The 19,191-nt window shown below is 38.5% G+C and carries 11 protein-coding genes, 1 tRNA gene and 1 pseudogene; 6 read left to right on the forward strand and 7 right to left on the reverse strand.

Translation table 11 applies throughout. The features are described 5' to 3' along the window. The first annotated feature begins 2 nt into the window (after positions 1–2). Positions 3–788, forward strand: a complete 786-nt coding sequence (locus tag HXT48_RS03915) for a response regulator (RefSeq protein ID WP_012914080.1) — start codon at positions 3–5, stop codon at positions 786–788. 82 nt (positions 789–870) lie between these two features. Here the strand turns inward: HXT48_RS03915 and HXT48_RS03920 are convergent, their stop codons facing one another. The 4 genes from HXT48_RS03920 to HXT48_RS03935 form a co-directional block, all read right to left on the reverse strand. Beyond that, entirely contained in the window at positions 871–2,838 is a 1,968-nt protein-coding gene (locus HXT48_RS03920) for a hypothetical protein (protein ID WP_012914079.1), read from the reverse strand. Positions 2,839–3,223: 385 nt separating this feature from the next. Further along, complete coding sequence (locus HXT48_RS03925) at positions 3,224–5,917, reverse strand: ABC transporter permease (protein ID WP_421792983.1); 2,694 nt, start codon at positions 5,915–5,917, stop codon at positions 3,224–3,226. A gap of 17 nt (positions 5,918–5,934) precedes the next feature. After that, complete coding sequence (locus HXT48_RS03930) at positions 5,935–6,774, reverse strand: ABC transporter ATP-binding protein (protein WP_082915503.1); 840 nt, start codon at positions 6,772–6,774, stop codon at positions 5,935–5,937. 269 nt (positions 6,775–7,043) lie between these two features. Then, entirely contained in the window at positions 7,044–8,366 is a 1,323-nt protein-coding gene (locus HXT48_RS03935; protein ID WP_064621975.1) for an O-acetylhomoserine aminocarboxypropyltransferase/cysteine synthase family protein, read from the reverse strand. A 320-nt stretch (positions 8,367–8,686) separates the two neighbouring features. On the opposite strand from HXT48_RS03935, the gene HXT48_RS03940 reads away from it, so the two are divergent. The 5 genes from HXT48_RS03940 (at position 8,687) to HXT48_RS03960 (ending at position 14,611) form a co-directional block, all read left to right on the forward strand. After that, positions 8,687–9,235 (forward strand): YraN family protein, encoded by a 549-nt coding sequence (locus HXT48_RS03940; RefSeq protein WP_033888751.1) that lies wholly within the window; start codon positions 8,687–8,689, stop codon positions 9,233–9,235. After that, positions 9,235–10,878 carry a YifB family Mg chelatase-like AAA ATPase gene (locus HXT48_RS03945; protein WP_064621976.1) on the forward strand — a complete coding sequence of 548 codons (1,644 nt, stop codon included), beginning with the start codon at positions 9,235–9,237 and terminating at the stop codon, positions 10,876–10,878. The genes HXT48_RS03940 and HXT48_RS03945 overlap by 1 nt, the downstream gene beginning before the upstream one ends. Beyond that, positions 10,875–12,419, forward strand: coding sequence for a DNA-processing protein DprA (gene dprA / locus HXT48_RS03950; protein WP_421792984.1), 1,545 nt, complete (start codon positions 10,875–10,877; stop codon positions 12,417–12,419). The genes HXT48_RS03945 and dprA overlap by 4 nt, the downstream gene beginning before the upstream one ends. A 40-nt stretch (positions 12,420–12,459) precedes the next feature. Further along, complete coding sequence (locus HXT48_RS03955) at positions 12,460–14,409, forward strand: FAD-binding protein (protein ID WP_076002788.1); 1,950 nt, start codon at positions 12,460–12,462, stop codon at positions 14,407–14,409. A gap of 114 nt (positions 14,410–14,523) precedes the next feature. After that, positions 14,524–14,611, forward strand: a tRNA-Leu gene (locus HXT48_RS03960). A gap of 94 nt (positions 14,612–14,705) precedes the next feature. Here the strand turns inward: HXT48_RS03960 and HXT48_RS03965 are convergent. The 3 genes and pseudogenes from HXT48_RS03965 to guaA form a co-directional block, all read right to left on the reverse strand. Next, positions 14,706–15,426, reverse strand: a pseudogene (locus HXT48_RS03965) (GntR family transcriptional regulator). Between the two features lie 215 nt (positions 15,427–15,641). Then, on the reverse strand, positions 15,642–17,030 hold the full coding sequence (locus HXT48_RS03970; protein ID WP_421792985.1) for a PTS ascorbate transporter subunit IIC: 1,389 nt from the start codon (positions 17,028–17,030) through the stop codon (positions 15,642–15,644). Positions 17,031–17,549: 519 nt separating this feature from the next. Beyond that, positions 17,550–19,112, reverse strand: coding sequence for a glutamine-hydrolyzing GMP synthase (gene guaA, locus HXT48_RS03975; RefSeq protein ID WP_004111344.1), 1,563 nt, complete (start codon positions 19,110–19,112; stop codon positions 17,550–17,552). Positions 19,113–19,191 lie beyond the last annotated feature (79 nt).

Raw genomic sequence — 19,191 nt, forward strand, 5'->3', positions numbered from 1 at the left:
CTATGGAAAATATGGAAAACAATGAAGTAATTCGCGTTGCAATAGCAGACGATCAGGAGCTTGTGCGAGCAGGATTTGCGATGGTAATAAATTCGCAGCAAGATATGCACGTTGTATCTCAGACTTCTAATGGATCACAAATTGTGGAGCTTTCTAAAAGCCAAAATCCAGACATTATTCTTATGGACGTTCGCATGCCTGTAATGGACGGATTGGAAGCAACTCGCAAAATTCTGCAGCAAAAAACTAACGAAAATACTAAAATTATTATTCTAACAACTTTTGATTTAGACGAATATGTTATGGCTGCAATTCATGCTGGTGCTTCCGGGTTCCTTTTGAAAGATACTGAACCTGAAACTTTGCTTAATTCAATACGAACAGTGTATCAAGGAAACGCAATTATTGCTCCGACTGCTACGAAGCGTTTGATTGAAAATATGATTCAGCAAGGCAAAGTAGCAACAAATACTACAGAAAACAGTGCTGCGAATTACACTGCGAATTACGCTGCACAAGAAAGTTACGATGTACAAGCAAATCCGGCTGCGCAAGCAACACAAAGCTGCGCGTACACAAATTCAGCTATTACAGAACTTACTGATAGAGAACGCGAAGTTCTTGTTGAAATTGCTCACGGACTTTCAAATCAGGAAATTGCTGACAAACTATTTATTAGTTTGCCAACAGTTAAAACTCATGTTGCGCATATTTTAGGAAAAATCGGTGCTCGAGACCGCGTGCAGGCTGTAGTTTTCGCTTATGAAAATGGCTTAGTTAAGCCGTAAGCATATAAATCTGCGGCTATTTATGATAGACACAAATAGCCGCAAATTTAGATTATCAACGTACCGAGTAGTTTTTTATAATTTATGCTCTCGGAAGGCGACGGTGACGCATAACAGTAACGCCGGCAGCAGCAGCTCCAGAAATAGTTAGCACACCCAAAACACCCAACATTATATTGCTAAGCATATTGCCAGAAGACTTGTTCTCGCTTGTAGCACTAGCTTGAGTTTTTGGCTTTTCGCTTACTGTATCCGAAATCTTTTCGTCAGTTTCGTTAGCAGGACGATCCTGAACATCATCATTTTCGGCAGTTTCAGTACTTTCTGCAGTTTTAGCGTTTTCTTTAGCCACATTAGATTCAGAAGTCTTTGCAGAAGGCTTTGCAGATTCAACAGTCTTGCTTTCAACAGGCTTTGACTGCTTATCTGCAGCATCTTCAGAAACAATATCCTTTACTGCAACAGTACGAACAGGATTAGAAGACTGAGCTGCAGGCTGCTCCTGAGAAATATTCTCATTCTGTTTCTGTTCTTCAACAGCAGTTACCGGAGGAACATAGCTTTCACTAGAAGAAGAGGTTTCTTTAGTCGCACTTGAAGGCGCTTCAGAAGGAGTTTTAGAAGAAGTTCCAGAATGCTTTACAGAAGGCGCTCCCGAAGTTTCTACATCAGAAGGAGTAGAAACTTTAGGATGCATAGAAGAATCAGCATTATCTTTTGAATTTACAGAAGATTGCGGATTATTAGGAGCAATTCTTCTTTCAGAATCATTAGATTGTGTTTGAGAATCAGAATTATTTCTTTTAGGAACAGGTGAAGTAGAGTCACTTTCAGAGCTCTTCTTCTTTTCCGATTGAGAAGCTTTCAAAGCGTCAAGTTCAGCTAATGCAAGACTATGCTGATTCTTAAGATCATTCAAAGTATCTTCTAAATTCTTCTTTGCTTTTTCATTGTCTACTTTTTGAACTTGGAAATTTTTTAGAAGATCTTTAAGTACAGCAATATTTGTTCGCAAACCTTCAATCTTTTTATTTCTTTCAGATTCATTATTAGAAAGCTCATAACTGTTGATATCTACTTCTATTGCAGAAAGCTCTTCTTTAATGTTTTCAATAGAACTAGTCTTATCATTCAAATCTTTAAGCTTATCTTCTGTATCTTGTTTTGCAATGTCTAAATCTTGCTTAATACTTTCAAGCTGCTTAGATTGTTCTTCGAACGACTTTACAGCTTCATTAAACTTAGGCTCAAGCTGAGTTAAAGAAGAATTCATATCGCTAAGCTTAAGTTTCTTTACACCAATTTCCTGATTTAAAGAATTAAACTCTTTGTCAGCATTTTCAAGATTAGAACGCAATTTATCAAAATCTGCATTATCTTGATGCTCTGCATCTTCCAATGCTTTCGCATCTTCATCTACTTTAGCACTAAGTTTTAGCAGAGCAGCTCTATCCTTTTCTATTTCTTCAGAAAGAACTTTAATGTCTGAATTAAGATTCTGCATCTTATTCTCATAGTTTTTATATATTTTCTCGTATGAATCTTTCTTAGAAGATTCTTCACTCTCAAGAGAGATAAGAGAATCTAATTCATTTTTTGATTTTTCATAATTATCTTTAGACTGTTCTTTCTGAATCTCAAGACTTTTAAGTTCTACTTCTTTTAGCTGCTTTTTCTTCTTAAGATCTTTTAGAACAGCTTGTGCTTGAGCTAAATCAGTTCCAATAACTTTATTTATTCCATCAAGTTCTTTTTCTTTTTTAGCAATACCTTTTGTAAAAGTATTAATATTCTCTATAGTCTTATTTAACTTATTTACTACATCTTCAAGATTTTTAGTTTGCTCATCAATTTTAGACTTTAATTCTTCAATGTTATGCTCAACTTGCAATAATTTATTTTCAGTAGATGCTTTTGCAGTCACCTCTGTTTGAGCTTGCGTATTTTGTACAACCTCAGCAGCTTCTTGCGCCCATGCTGGCATTGGACCTTGCAGGAACAAAACAAATCCTGCGATTGCTGCGGCAGATTTTTTCTTGACCGTTACCATATTTGTTACTCCTTGCTCGTAGCGGCCTTCATGTCTAACTTATGTCAGCAGTCATTTTGAGCATAACAAAGAAATAAATACATTTTCAATGCCATTTATTCGGAATATTTCCGATAAAACTTGTCATGATGAATAATAATCGTATTATTTTTGAATATTACTAATAAAAAATGCTCTTTTTTTTTACATAATATTATGCTAGTCGCATAATTATACGCACGTTTTAATAAAAAAATAATAACAATATTACAAATTTTTTCAGAGTGTCGAAAAAGCCTAAGAAAAAGATAATGCCGATAAGTAAAATTTACATACCGGCACTATCTCTATTTTTTCTGCAACTTAACTTCTACAGACTATCTTTTCACATATGTTCTTACGAAATTTAGTCCTCCGCGAGCGCAACTACTGGCGAAGACTTCACTGCTCTACGAGCTGGAAGCACGCTGGAAAGAAGAGCTGCAAGCAAAGCGATGAGAGCAAGAACCGCGTAAATAGTCCAATCAACTACAAACGGAACTTTGCCAATTGTGCTAAATACCATGTAGGATCCAATCCAACCAAATGCTGTTCCAACAATCAAGCCTGAAACAGTGCTTGTTAAGGAAATCAACGTTGCTTCCAATGCAAGAGACCTTCTAACCTGTCCCCCTGTCATGCCGATTGCGCGCAAAGTTGCAGATTCTTTGGTTCGCTCAATAACAGACAAGCTTAATGTGTTTGCAACGCCTATTAAAGCAATCACAACAGCTACTGCTATTAAGCCAACAAGCGCCATCATCATTGCGTCGATAGTACTCTCCCACTTTGCTCGCTCAAACACGCTTCCAGTAGACACAACCTCCGCATAACTAGATGTAACATTTCGAATGTTTTTAGCAATATCTACAAGATTAGCTTTGCTAGAGTCTACCGAAATGAGCAAAATATGCGTTGTAGGCTTAAGGTAGTTATTGAAGTAGGATTTGCTCACAAAAGCAGTATTATTTGAATACACACCAACATTTCGATACTTCTTAAACTGAACTTGCTTTACAGTAATGCTCTTATCGTTATTACTAGAGTCTGTATTCATGCCAGTAAATGGCGTAATATTATCACTGTCTGTTTCACCAGAACTGTACTTTTCTACATAAGCCTGCAGATTAAGACTTCCTTTTTTAAGATCAAAAGGCTCTCCACCTTCATCATTAAACTTAGGCAAAAGCACAGAATCTTTGTTTATATTAACGCCATCAAGGTCAGTGTGCATTACATTTCTAAGTTGATTTACATTATCAACTCCAGCTGCCATAGCGTACTCAGTTTTGCCCTTAGCGTTCTTAAAAGTCATAGGAACTGCAGGAAGCAACTCAGTATGCTTTATTCCACTAATCTTTGAAATGTCGGCAGCTAAAGATTCATCAACATTCTTGCCTTGAATAATAATGTCAACACTGTAACGGTCATCAACAACACCTTTAAGAGTTGCTTTACCGCACATTGCGCCAGTTACTACTGTTGAAACAAGCGTTACCCCAATAAGCAAAGCTGTTCCAGTTGCTGCAACTCTTCTAGGGTTTCGTTGCACGTTTGCGTTAGCAACTTTAGAAGCAGGACCACAAAGTGCCATAACTGCGCCAGTTGCCTTCATAGCAAACGGCATCCAGAATGTTGCTGTAATAATAATTCCAATAAACACAAGCGCACAACCAAACATTGCTCCAAGCAAAGTCATCCAAGAATCAGAACCAGCAGTAGGAGACTTCCCCGCAATCATGCTTGCTAAAGAAGTAGCACTTAAAGCCGTAGCTAAAATACCTACAACAATAAATATCACGCCAAAAACAGCGCGAATAATGCTTGCACGCTTATCTTTCATCAAATCCATTGGTCGTAGCGCTTCCATAGGCGTTACTTTTGTAGCAGATCGCGCAGCACTCATAGACGCAAGAACTGTTACAATCGTGCCAATTGCTATTGGCCAGACAACCGCTGGAAGCGAGACAATCAAAGGAATCTTAGATAACGGTCCAGAATTAATATTCACGTTACTAATTGCGCCCATAAATCCGATTGCGCAAAGCACACCAACAGCCGCGGAAATAACTCCAAGTATTGCAGCTTCAAGCAAAACTGCAGCATAAAGCTGGTGAGATTGTGCACCGATTACGCGCAAAAGCGCAAGAGTGCGTCTGCGTTGAGCAACCAGCACTTGGAATGTGTTTGCTATAACAAGCGAAGAAATAAGCAACGCTAGAACACCAAACGATAGCAAGAACATAGTCACAAAATTTGTGCCGTTTGACACACTTCGAACAGCTCTTACACCAACTTCGTGCCTAGACATAAGAGAAAATTGCTCTGGAAGCAAAGCGTTAATCTTAGGAGATAAATCGTTTATTTTAGATTCATCAATACTCATGTACACTTTGCTTTGCACAACTTGATTGTCAAAATTTTTAAGATTGTTGAGTTTTGCACAAAAATCATTCGTTATGCCACCAAGATACGTGCCGCGATTTGAAATTGGTATTTGAGAATGTTCTCCATCGTCAACAAGACCAACCACACGAACATCGTACGATTTTTCTTTATTTTCGCCAGTTTCATCTACTTTAACCAAGGTTATAGTATCGCCAATATTTGCATGTATGGATTTAGCAATACTTTTAATAAGCGTAATTTCGCCTATTTTTTGCGGATCTCTACCTTCTGTTGATTTATACACGGGAAGATTTCCATACAAACCACTAGACCAAGCAATACTTGTAACTGATTTATCACCTTTTTCTACTCCTACAAGCGCAGTCGCATCGTCACTACGAATACCGTTGACACCAGGCATCTTCGATATTTCGTCTAAATGAAGGTCTTTATAATGAATTCCACTATTCGGAGAACTGTTAGAGCTTTTAGATGAGATTGCATAATTTGCGCTATGGAATTCTTCCGTTGCATTGCGAACCATCAAGTCGTCAACACTGTTTACAAAAAGCAAAGTAGCGCTCATAAACATGCTGCCTATAAGAATTGCAATTCCAGAGGCGATTAGCATGCGCACGCTTTTACGCATAAGTTTTAGCGCGATTTTCCACATTCTAACTTCACCACCTTTTATTGCAATTGAGCAGACTGATTACTAATACCAGCCTCGCTGCGTTCCATAAGCATCTTGCTCATGCCTTCCGCAGTAGGATTTTGCACATCTTCAACGATTTGGCCATCTGCAAACACGATTGCTCGATCCGCGTAAGAGGCTGCAACAGCGTCGTGAGTAACCATAATCACAGTTTGACCAAGCTCCGTTACAGACTTCTTCAAGAAATGCAAAACTTCTGAGCTGGAAGCAGAGTCAAGATTTCCGGTAGGCTCGTCTGCAAAAACTACGGAAGGCTTAGAGATTAAAGCTCGAGCGATTGCAACACGTTGGCGCTGGCCACCAGAAAGCTCAGCAGGCCTATGCTTTAAGCGATTTTGCAAGCCAAGAGTATTAACCAAAGTATTAAACCATTGCTTATCTGGCTTTTTGCCCGCCAAAGTAAGAGGCATGAGAATATTTTGCTCAGCGCTAAACATTGGAAGAAGATTAAAACTTTGGAAAATAAATCCGACCATTTCGCGTCGCATAAGCGTAAGCTGCTTATCGCTCATGCCTGTAATATCTAGTCCATCAACCAAAACTTTTCCAGAATTAACGCTGTCAAGACCAGCCAAGGAATGCATTAAAGTTGACTTACCTGAGCCAGAAGGACCCATAATCGCCGTAAACTTGCCGCGTTCAAAACTTACGCTTACATCTCGCAAAGCGTGAACAATGCCTGCACCCTTGCCAAAATCTTTAACAACATGCAAAGCTGCAACTGCTGTTTCACCAATCAAGTTTTGGTTAAAATCTGCTCTAAAATCTAAAGCATTTTCTTGCTCGTATGAGCTTGTTTCGTACGGACTGTTCATAACTGCTCCTTTTCTTAAAAAGTAGTAATCGCATAGTTATCTACTGCTAATACTTAAATTTACGGAAAAATACAGCTGATTACCATCGTGCGTAAGGCGGAAATTATTGAGAAAAAATTAGCGTCTCATCCTAAAGTATGATGCACAAATTTACAAAATGTATAAAAATCGGAGCACATACAAATACAATATGCGCTCCGAATAAAATGGTAATGGATCTTCAGGAATATTTTTAATTGATAATTTTTGCTTTGCTTTCTCTTTTCTATTTAAGCAAGTCCTGCTTTACGAACTGCATCAAACCCGCGCTGTAAATCAGCAAGAATATCGTCAATATGTTCAGTTCCAATAGACAAACGAATAGTGCCTTCATGAATGCCTTGATCTTCCAATTCTTCAGGAGTTTCCTGAGAGTGCGTAGTAGATGCAGGATGAATAACCAATGACTTCACGTCAGCAACATTTGCAAGCAATGAGAAAAGCTGTAAATTGTCAATAAATACGCGAGCTGCATCCCTTCCACCTTTAATATCAAACGTAAAAATAGAGCCTCCACCATTCGGGAAGTAACGCTTATAAAGCTCGTGATCAGAACGACCTTCAATAGAAGGATGACTTACAGATTCAACCTCTGGCACAGTTTGCAAATATTGAACAACCTTCAACGCATTCTCAACGTGACGCTCAACACGCAAGCTCAAGGTTTCCGTGCCTTGCAAAAGCAAGAATGCTGCAAATGGGCTAATGCAAGCACCAGTATCGCGCAAAATAATCGCACGAATACGCGTCACAAAAGCCACAGGTCCTAAAGCTTCATAGAAGTTCAAACCGTGGTAACTTGGGTCAGCTTCTGTAAGAGTTGGGAATTTTCCAGGGACTTTAGCCCAATCAAAATTGCCGCCTTCAACAATAATGCCACCAAGAGTTGTACCATGACCGCCAATAAATTTCGTAGCAGATTCGACTACAATATCTGCACCATGCTCAAGCGGACGGAAAAGATATGGAGTTGCGAAAGTATTGTCAACAAAAACAGGAAGATTGTGGCGATGAGCAATCTCGGAAATAGTCTCAAAATCAGGCAAATCTGCGTTAGGATTACCGAAAGTTTCAAAGTATACAAGCTTTGTATTTGGTTGAATAGCATCCTCGAAGTTTTGAGGATGCTTAGGATCGACAAAAGTAGTTGTTACACCATCTCGAGGAAGAGTGTGACGAAGAAGGTTATAAGTTCCACCATACACATTCTTTGAAGACACGATGTGATCGCCCTGCTGCGTAATGTTACGAATAGCATAGTCGACAGCGGCCGCGCCAGAAGCAACAGCCAAAGCTGCAGTACCACTTTCAAGAGCTGCAATTCTGCGCTCAAAAACATCTTGAGTAGAATTCGTTAAACGACCATAAATGTTTCCAGCGTCACGCAAATCAAAACGAGCTGCAGCATGGTCAAAATCATGGAATACGTAGCTTGTTGTTTGATAAATAGGAACTGCACGAGAATCAGTTGCCGGATCCGCCTGCTCTTGACCTACATGCAATTGCAAGGTCTCAAAATGATACTTTCCTTGCGTTTCTTCAATATCGCTCATAATACCCCTCCAGTTTTGCGACTTTTTAAACAGTAGATTAGTTTGCTTCAGCTTACTTTGCGCATCCGCTTACTTTTCCGTTTTCTGTTTACATATTTATTTAAGTGATAACGACAATATGCCACTATGGTTCATTCGTACATACCTGTGGTTATCAAAATTAGCTATAACGAATTAACAGTTTGCAAAAAATAGCGAAATTTGTTTTAGAAAAATACGGAAAATATACTGAATTTCTAATACAACACGCCGTATGCAGCTTTTATCCACAATGCTTAAAAAATCTGGATTACTGCTCAATAAGCACAGAAAATAGCAGCATGATTACACAAAAACACATTATTGACGATGAAATTATCTCGCTTGACGAGATTGACAACGCTGAAACTGCTCAAGTATTTTTGCAAGAAAAACTTGAACAAGTGTCCAACGAGCTTCAAGATGATTCTCTTGAAAGTAAAGAGTTGGGAAAACTGGGAGAAACATACGCCGCTTTGCGACTTATGCAAAAAGGGTGGCACGTTATTGACAGAAACTGGCATTGCCGCAATGGAGAGCTAGATTTGGTAATGATTACTCCAGAACAAAAATTGGTATTCGTAGAAGTAAAAACTCGAAGAAGCGTACGTTGTGGCACTCCACTTGAAGCAATTACTCAAGAAAAATGTAGCAAATTACGTACAACTGGTATGAAATGGCTGGAAGAATGCGGAAGCGACATACCTCATTACCGTATTCGATTTGATGCTGTATCAATTCTCGTTATTAACAAATACACTTATCCAGATTCTGCATATGAATTGCAATCCTTGGAAGAAATTGAAGATAATTCATCAATCCAATTCAAGCATGTTCAAGGAGCATTCTAATGCATATTGGAAACGCAACATCAATAGGACTTATTGGTCTTAAAGCTTTTACTATTCAGCTGCAAGCTTTTATATCTGGAAATATGCCAAACTTTTCTATTATCGGCTTACCTGACACTTCATTAAGCGAAGCAAGAGAGCGCGTTAAATCAGCTCATTTTGCGTTGCATTGCAAATGGCCTGAAGGAAGGATAACAGTAAACTTATCACCTGCTTCAATGCCAAAAAGCGGAGCATCATACGATTTAGCTATCGCAGCAAGCATACTAAGCGCAGAAAAGTATATTCCACTTACAGAATTAGAAAATACAGTTATTCTAGGAGAACTAAATCTTGACGGGACAGTATTACCTATTCAAGGCATTCTTCCTATTGCACTTTACGCAAAAAAGATGCATTTTAAACGAATGATTATTCCACAAGAAAATCTTGCCGAAGCACAACTTGTAGATGGAATTGAATCTATTGGAATACACCATATTTTAGATTTAGTGACGCAATTGCATGGCAGTTTGAGCGAGGAATCACTAAAGCTTATTGAAGAAGACCCTGCGTATAAACATATGCAAGTTCTTGAGCGAAATGGAAATTATAACAATGGAGAAGAAGATTATAATCCGTCAATTCACGAAGAAAGCACTTCCCCACTACAAATTGAACCAAAATATGAAATTGGAGATATGTCTGAAGTAATAGGGCAAGAACATACAAAATGGGCTCTACAAGTTGCTGCAGCTGGAGGACATCACGTGATGATGATTGGACCTCCAGGATCTGGAAAAACCATGCTAGCTTCACGAATACCAAGCATTATGTGTCCACTTAACGAACAAGAACAGCTTGAGGTTGCTTCAATTCGTTCACTTTGTGGCACACTTCCCTACTACGGAATTAGCAATATTCCACCATTTGAAGCACCTCACCATACTGCTTCAGCAGCTTCTCTTATTGGAGGAGGAACAGGAGTTGCAAAACCTGGGATTATTACTAGAGCACATTGCGGAGTGCTGTTTATGGATGAGGCTCCAGAGTTTTCTCCTAGAGTATTGCAAACCCTAAGAGAACCATTGGAATCAGGGCATATTGCTATTTCTCGTTCAAAAGGTACAACTCTTTATCCAGCTAAATTCCAGCTTGTTATTGCTGCAAATCCTTGTCCTTGCGGCTACGCATACGGAAATGGAGAAAGATGCACTTGCAAAGAGCGCGAAAGAGCACGATATTTTTCACGCCTTTCAGGTCCAATTCTTGACCGTATTGATATTCAAATGGATGTACCTCCAGTAGAACGAATTATTATTTCAAACCATCATCAAGACAATGCACAAAACTCAGTTAAAAACACGTATCTGAATAGCAAAACAATGCGAGGTAACGTAATAGAAGCTCGTAAAATTGCTCGCGATCGTTTTATAAAACAAGGTTGGGATTGCAACGCACAAGCATCTGGAACGTGGCTTAGAAAATACACTTCACAGCAAGCTGTAGGACTTATTAACCGTGCATTAGAAAAGCATCAATTGAGTTTGCGCGGAGCAGATAGAGCATTGCGACTCGCGTGGACACTTGCTGATCTTTCTGGACACACTTCACCAGACATGACAGACATGGCACAAGCTATCAGTTTAAGGACACGAATATGAACACTAAGAGCATAAACAACACGGATAACACTAAAGAAACCATTAGTGCATCTAGCGATTTTTCTTCACCAGACGAAGAAACAATATCTCGTGCAATACTTACATTCTGCCTTGAAGGAGTGGATGCAATTATGTACACACTACTATTGGGATCTAAAAGCGCTAAAGAAATTGTTTCACTATTAAAAACAATTGTGAAAAATTATACGAAACAACAATCAACAGACTCAGCTCAACAAATGCAACTTCCAATTATTAGTGAAGTAGCAGATCAAGAAAACGATGCCAATTCTAAAACTTTTAGCTCAAGAAAACGTAACAAAAATCAAGAATTAGTATCTACAATGTTAAGTTTCATAAAAAAACATAAAGAGCTTGCTCTCTTAGAAAATTATTTCAAGAAGGGCTTAACAGCGTGGGGTTATCACAACAATAATGCGCCTAAATCTTTAGAAGTGCTACACAATTCTATTTCAAAATGGTGCGTTCGATTATTGCATTTGCCGACATGGAATAATGAATCACTATGTCAATGGTTCACTTGTGGCGGAAAGCAATGGATTATTGCACCCCACAGCAAATATTGGCCGAAACAATTACAAGATTTGGCTTTTCAGAGTCATTTCTCACCACCTTTATGCTTGTGGGGCGTAGGGAATCCACAAACATTAACACAATGTCATAATCCACTTGCTATTGTTGGTTCACGCTCTTGCACAGACTACGGAAGAGAACTCGCATATCAATTTGCTTATGATTGCGCTTCGAAAGGTCATACTGTTATTTCTGGTGGAGCGTACGGAATTGATGCAGCAGCACATTGGGGCGCATTAGATGCACAAGATATAGATGAAAATAAGCCTACAGGAAAAACCATTGCTGTATTTGCAGGAGGATTAAATCATATGGGCCCCAGATGCAATTATCAGCTTTTTGAACAAATTATTGCAAAAGGCGGAGTGTGTATTAGCGAACTATGCCCAGATACAACACCAGTAGGCCACAGATTTTTATTGCGAAATAGAATTATTGCAGCTCTAGCATCAAAAATTATAGTTGCTCAAGCAAGATTACAATCCGGAGCACTAAATACTGCAACATGGGCAACGAATTTAAATCGCGAACTATACGCTATACCAGGAGATATCAATCAGCCTAATAATGCGGGATGCAACAAGCTAATACACGATTCACAAGCTATAATATTGTGTTCAACTCAAGATATAGATATTCTGTTTCCTCAATCTCATCACTACTTTGCTTATTCTCAACCTAAACCAGAAAAATTAAGTATAGACTATAAAAATTATGACAATACACAAAAACTAATTATCGACGCAATTACAACGTGCAAACGCGAACGCGAACTTGCAAATATTGACAGAATATACGAAATAATAAAAACTTCTTACAAAGAAAAACAATTAGATTACATACCATCTATTGCTGAAATTTCTGGAAAAATTGCATTGCTAGAATTGGAAGGAATTATTGTACAAAATAAAGAAAATTTAACATTATCACAGCAAAAAGTAGCGTAAAATAACGCGCTCAATACAAGATATGTGAGAAAATAAAAGTATGCAATCAAGCGAATACTACGATGTTATTATTGTTGGCGCTGGAGCTGCAGGATTATCTGCAGCACTAGGATTAATTAAATCCGAAGAATACGCATGCATGAAAAAAGAAGGAAAAACACCATCAATTTTAGTGATTTCTAAAGTGCCAGCATTGCGTTCACACACGGGTTCTGCTGAAGGAGGTATAGCAGCAAGCCTTGGGAATGTAGAGCACGACAAATGGCAATGGCATTATTATGACACAGTTCATGGCGGAGATTGGCTAAGCGATCAAGATGCAGCAAAGCTACTTGCAAAAGAAGCACCAAAAACAGTTATTCAGCTTGAACATGATGGCGTAGCATTTTCTCGAACACAAAATGGATATATTAACCAACGCCGTTTTGGTGGACATACTGCTAATTTTGGAAAGAATCCAATTGAACGTGCAGCTTTTGCTGCAGATCGTATTGGTCACCAAATTTTACATAGCTTATGGCAACAATGTGTTTCCGAGAATATTGTATTTGCTGAAGATTGTTACGTAACAGATGTTGCTATAAACGATCAAACTATGAGCGTTGAAGGAATTGTTGCATTTGATTTATCTGCAGGAAACTTGCGAGCAATAAAATCTAGATTCCTACTTTTAGCTACAGGCGGATCGGGAAGATTATTTGCAACAACATCTAATTCGTGGGATTTAACAGGCGATGGCATGGCTTTAGCTTTAAAAGCAGGATTACAACTTGAAGACTGCGAGTTCATTCAATTCCACCCTACTGGACTAGCTCATACTGGTATTCTGCTTTCAGAAGCAGCAAGAGCTGAAGGCGGCGTGCTTAGGAACTCAAATGGCGAAGCTTTTATGAAAAAATACGATGAAGTACATGCAGATTTAGCTCCAAGAGATGTTGTTTCTCGTGCAATTGCCCAAGAAATTCGCGAAGGCAGAGGTGTAAACGATTCAACAACTACGCAACAAAGCAATTCACATAACGATTGCGTTTGGCTAGATATGACACATATCAGCCGAGAAAATATGTTAGAATACTTGCCACAAGTCACAGAAACTATTGAAAAATATGCTCATCTTGACCCAACTTGCGATTTAGTCCCAATTCGTCCTACAGCTCACTACACAATGGGCGGAATACCGATAACTTTGGATGGAAAAGTATATAGATGGCAAAATAACAACCAAACTATTGTTTATGGTTTATACGCTGCCGGAGAATGCTCATGCGTAGGAGTGCACGGAGCTAATCGATTAGGAGGAAACTCCTTGCTTGACGCATGCCTTTTTGGAAATCGCGCGGGAGCAACAATAGCAAAAGAATTGAAAAACTTAAACAAGGATGACGAAACTAACAGTAACAAAACCAACGAAACCAACGAAACCAATAAAACTTTCTCAAATAATACTGCGCTACAAGTCTTATATAAACAAAGAAATAATGAGCTTAATCAGCTTATGAAAACAAGTGCGAATCAAGCTACAGATTTTACAGACAACAGCTATAACGACGAATTTTCACAAATAGAAGAAGAATATAATCCTTATAAATTATTTGCAGATTTAGGAAAAATCATGGAAAACGCTGTTGCAATATCATGTGACGAGCAATCAATTAAGGAAGCACTTAATGAAATACAAGAATTTATAGATCCTAAAATTCAGTCATTACACATCCATAGCAATAATTTAGTTTTTAACCAAGAAATTACTGCAATATGGGAAATAAAGAACATGTCACTACTTGCAAAGGCAGTATTGCAATCTTCACTTGCTAGACATGAATCTAGAGGTGCTTTCTTTAGAAGAGACTATCCAAAACATGATATTTCTTCATTGCCACAACACTCGTTCATTGACTTTGATGGAAACTTGGCAAAAAAGTCAGTGAATATTATTGATTTTAAACAAGATAGTAAAGGAGATTTTTATACTGAAAATAGCATAATTTAAAACTATTATTACTATTTTCATATATAAATATTTTGAAAATTCGTAATTTTTTCAACACGCCGAAGCGAAGAAGAAAAAAAGATGTTATAGTCTTATCTGTTGTCTAAAACACCTGTCCGGGTGGCGGAATGGTAGACGCGCTAGCTTGAGGTGCTAGTGCCTATTTGTTACAGGCGTGCGGGTTCAACTCCCGCTCCGGACACGAAAAAACCTTGCTGGAAAACCAGCAAGGTTTTATTGTTTTTTAACACAAAAATGGGCTAGCTAAGACATTCTTAGTTAGCCCTAAAGTTTAATTAAGCAGCATTTGAATGCAGGTGGAAACGAATCTCACCAGAATTTGGCGCATAAACAGATGCACCAAAAGCAATAATCGTACCAAACTTATCTTTTACAGTAGAATAAGCTGTAATTGCAGGAGTTCCAACTTCAAGGTTAAGTACTGCTGCAAGCCTGTCACATAGATTTTCTATATGCACAGACACTTCATTTTCTACAAGTTGAACAGCGTACGCTTTAAGCAAAAAATCAGATAACAAAATCATGCGTCAAAATTTTAGGAAAACGAGAAGCAGGCAAATAGAGCACACTATAACGCGATAAAACATCGTCAACATAACGCAAGCGTTTCAAACATATCAATTCATCTACTGGATCAAGGCCTAAACGAGCAGCAGCATCTTCATCATGAATAACATCGTTTTCAATAACTTTTATTCTAATTTTTGCATCATTAGAATAAGTCTGCTCGTAAAATCCTTGCGCACGATCAGAAATTACTTCTTGACTATAACTAGGAATAATTGAAGAAGCTCGAAATGTTCCTCTACCCTGCTCACGAACAAGTAATCCTTCAGTAATAAGGTTATCGACTGCATGCCTCAAAGTAATACGGCTCACATTGTATTGTTTGCACAATTCAATTTCAGGAGGTAATTGTTCGTTCGCTTCCATAGAATCAATGCGAGCGCGTAGATTATCTCGCACAGCAATGTATTTAGGCACACCTTCGACCATTATCACTCTCCCCTAGCTAAACGCTAATATGAAAAAGCCGTTGATACTAGTTTGTGTAAAACACAGCATAGTAACAACGGCTCATGCAAAACTAATAACTCTGTTATCCTACCAGTCATACAATAAAATGTACAAATAAATAAGAAAATGAGTAAAAAAATTTTTAATTTTTATATGTATATACAATTATTTAATTGTATTTTTATTTTCTTTACTTATTTTATTTCTTCAACCTTTTCAAAATTATTAGAATCGCGTTTATTCATCAATATCGAAACAGAATAGAACAATATTAGTGCAATAAGTATTACAGAAATTAAAACAGTACGACCACCGACAATATTTGCGTAACCAAGTATTACACCAAATACACCATAATCCGCATCAGAATATGTAGAATTTGCGCTTCCCAAATCGCCAAGCACTGGCAAAAGGAACAACGGAAGGAAAGTAATAAAAAGACCATTAATAAATGATGCAGTCAAGCAACCACGTATTCCACCTTGACCATTACCGAATACTCCTGCAGCACCACCAGCCATGAAATGCGCAACAATTCCAGGAATAATAATTGTCGTTCCCAAAATCGCCATAAGCGTCATTCCAAGCAAACCGCCAAAGAAACTAGCTAAGAAACCAATAAGAACAGCATTAGGAGCAAAGCCAAAAGTCATTGGTGCATCTAAAGCAGGACGCGCATTTTTAACAAGCTTTTCCGATATTCCCTTAAAAGCTGGAACAATTTCGTCAAGAACAATCTGCACGCCTGCAAGAATAATATAAACACCTGCAGCAAAAGTTGCAGCCTTCAACATAACGAAAACAATGAAGTTTTGACTATTAGATAAATGTGTTTCGACATACGAAGATCCAGCAAAAAGTGCCACTACTATATAAATAACAGCCATAGAAAGCGTGATAAGAACTGTTGTATCACGCAAGAATCCCAATGCTGCTGGGAATTTAATATCCTCAGTTGACTTAGAAGGACGCTTTTTTGAAGCAGTAAGCTTTGCAATTAACGCACCTAAAGCAACACCAGTACCAGCAGGATGTCCTAAAGCAACATCATCTTTGCCTGAAGCTTTCTTCATAAACGGCTGCACCAGTGCTGGAGAAATTGTCGTAAACAATCCTTGAGCAATTGAACCCCATAAAAGAACTTCCCACATGCTAAATCCTGCAACATTAAATATAACTGCAAGCATACTTGCCATATAGAAAGCTACGTGACCCGTTAAATAGATAAATTTAAAACGAGAAGTAATAGAAAGAATAATATTAACAATCATTCCAAAGAAGAAAATAAGCGCAGATTCAGAGCCATACTTCAATAAAACAGTTCCAATAATTGCTTCATTATTCGGCACTACGCCTTGCACATGAAATGCGTATTGAAACATTTTGCCAAAGGGGTTCAACGCTTCAGTAATAACTCCAGAACCAGCTGCTAAAACAAGAAAACCAACAAGAGTACGGATTGATCCTTGCAAAATATCCGAGAATTTCTTTCTTTGCACTGCAAGCCCAATAAAAGAAATAAGCGCAACTATAACAGATGGCTGTCTGAAAATATCGAGCAGTACTGACAGAATTCCGTCCACGTAACTCTCCTTACCATATTAATCGATATAGTTTGAGCGGCTTACGCAATTATTGGCGGCAAAAATATCTTACAAACTTCGCAAACGATACCGTAGGCGAAACTATTCGAAATACACGATTAGTTTCGTAGCACAGTAAAACTACACATACAAAATTCACGGTTCCGCAATGAAGCAAAGTAGTAAGAGCTACTACGAGCAGTAGTTTTTATACCCAGCCAACAACTACTGTTACAGCTCATACTGTTGTTTCATGTCAGATTCATTATATCGTTTAAACATTATAAACAATTAAAATAACACTATTTATAACTAAAATATTCATTAAATATCGATAAAATTCGAAAATTTACCTGTTTTTAGAAAATTCGACACACCAATATACAGAAAAAAGCACTCCATTTTCACGAAGTGCTTTATAAAAATCAGTAATTATTACAGTTTTTAATGAAAATAAACATATGTTTTACCGCATAAACATATGTTTATATTTCGGTCAATAATTCTCATCAAAAACTGTCACTCCCACTCAATCGTGGCAGGCGGCTTAGACGTTACATCAAGCACTACACGATTAATTTGACGGCATTCATTCGTGATTCGAGTAGAAATATTTGCCAATACATCGTAAGGCACACGAGACCAATCAGCTGTCATGGCATCCTCAGAGCTCACAGGACGCAAAACAATTGGAGAACCATATGTGCGCTCATCACCTTGAACACCAACAGAATGAACATCAGCAAGCAAAACGACTGGGCATTGCCAAATGTCGCGATCCAATCCAGCTTTAGAGAGCTCTTCGCGCGCAATAGCATCTGCTTCACGAAGAACAGCTAAGCGTTCGCGTGTAATCTCACCCACAATACGAATACCTAAACCAGGACCCGGGAATGGCTGACGCCAAACAATTTCATCTGGAAGTCCAAGCTCAGTTCCAATAGCACGAACTTCATCCTTAAACAAAGTACGCAAAGGTTCAATAAGCTTAAACTTCAAATCTTTTGGCAAACCTCCAACATTGTGATGAGATTTGATATTTGCAGCACCATCACCACCACCGGACTCAACTACATCCGGGTAAAGTGTGCCTTGCACAAGGAACTTAACTTCAGCTCCAGTTTTACCAGCTTCTTCAATAACTTGACGCTGAGCTTTTTCAAAAGTGCGTATAAACTTTTCGCCAATAATCTTGCGCTTGCGCTCCGGCTCACTCACGCCTTTAAGTGCGTTCAAAAAGTCATCTTCTGCATCAACTGCAATAAGTTTAATGCCTGTTGCTTCAACAAAATCATGCTTAACCTGCTCAACTTCGCCTTTACGAAGCAAACCGTGGTCAACAAAAACGCAAGTAAGCTGATTGCCAATTGCTTTATGCACCAATGCTGCAGCAACAGCAGAATCTACGCCACCAGAAAGACCACAAATAACTTGTGCATTCCCAACTTCTGCGCGAATCTTAGCAACTTGATCCTCAATAATGTTAGAAGGATTCCAATTATTATTCAGTCCTGCACACTTATGTAAGAATGTAGATATAAGTTCCTGACCCAATGGAGTGTGTTTAACTTCTGGATGCCATTGCACACCGTAAAGTTTGCGACTTTCGTCTTGCATTGCTGCAACTGGAGCACCTTCTGTGTGAGCCAAGACCGTAAAACCTTCTGGAGCACGCTTAACAGCAACACCGTGACTCATCCAAGTATTCTGCGCAGATGGAGATCCGGAAAGTAAACCTTCAGAATCATCAATAGTTGCAGCAGTCTTGCCATACTCACCAAGTGCAGCTTTATCGACATCGCCACCAAGCTCATGAGCCATTACCTGGAAGCCATAGCAAATACCAAGAACCGGTACACCTGCTTCAAAAATCTTTGGATCAATGTCAGGAGCACCTGGTTCATAAACAGAAGCAGGACCGCCTGAAAGAATAATAGCTTGAGGATCCTTAGCAAGCATCTCGTCAACTGGCATAGAGTGAGGAACAAGTTCTGAATACACATTTGCTTCGCGCACTCGACGAGCAATAAGCTGAGCATATTGAGCGCCAAAATCAACGACAAGCACTGGTCCTTTTGCCATGATTCTCCTTATATACATGTTCTAACACGATTCAACTTATAATAGTGAAACTTTGCGACGTTACGTAATTACAAAACGC

The sequence above is a fragment of the Gardnerella sp. KA00127 genome (genome assembly GCF_049244125.1).
GTDB classification, from domain to species: Bacteria; Actinomycetota; Actinomycetes; order Actinomycetales; family Bifidobacteriaceae; genus Bifidobacterium; species Bifidobacterium swidsinskii.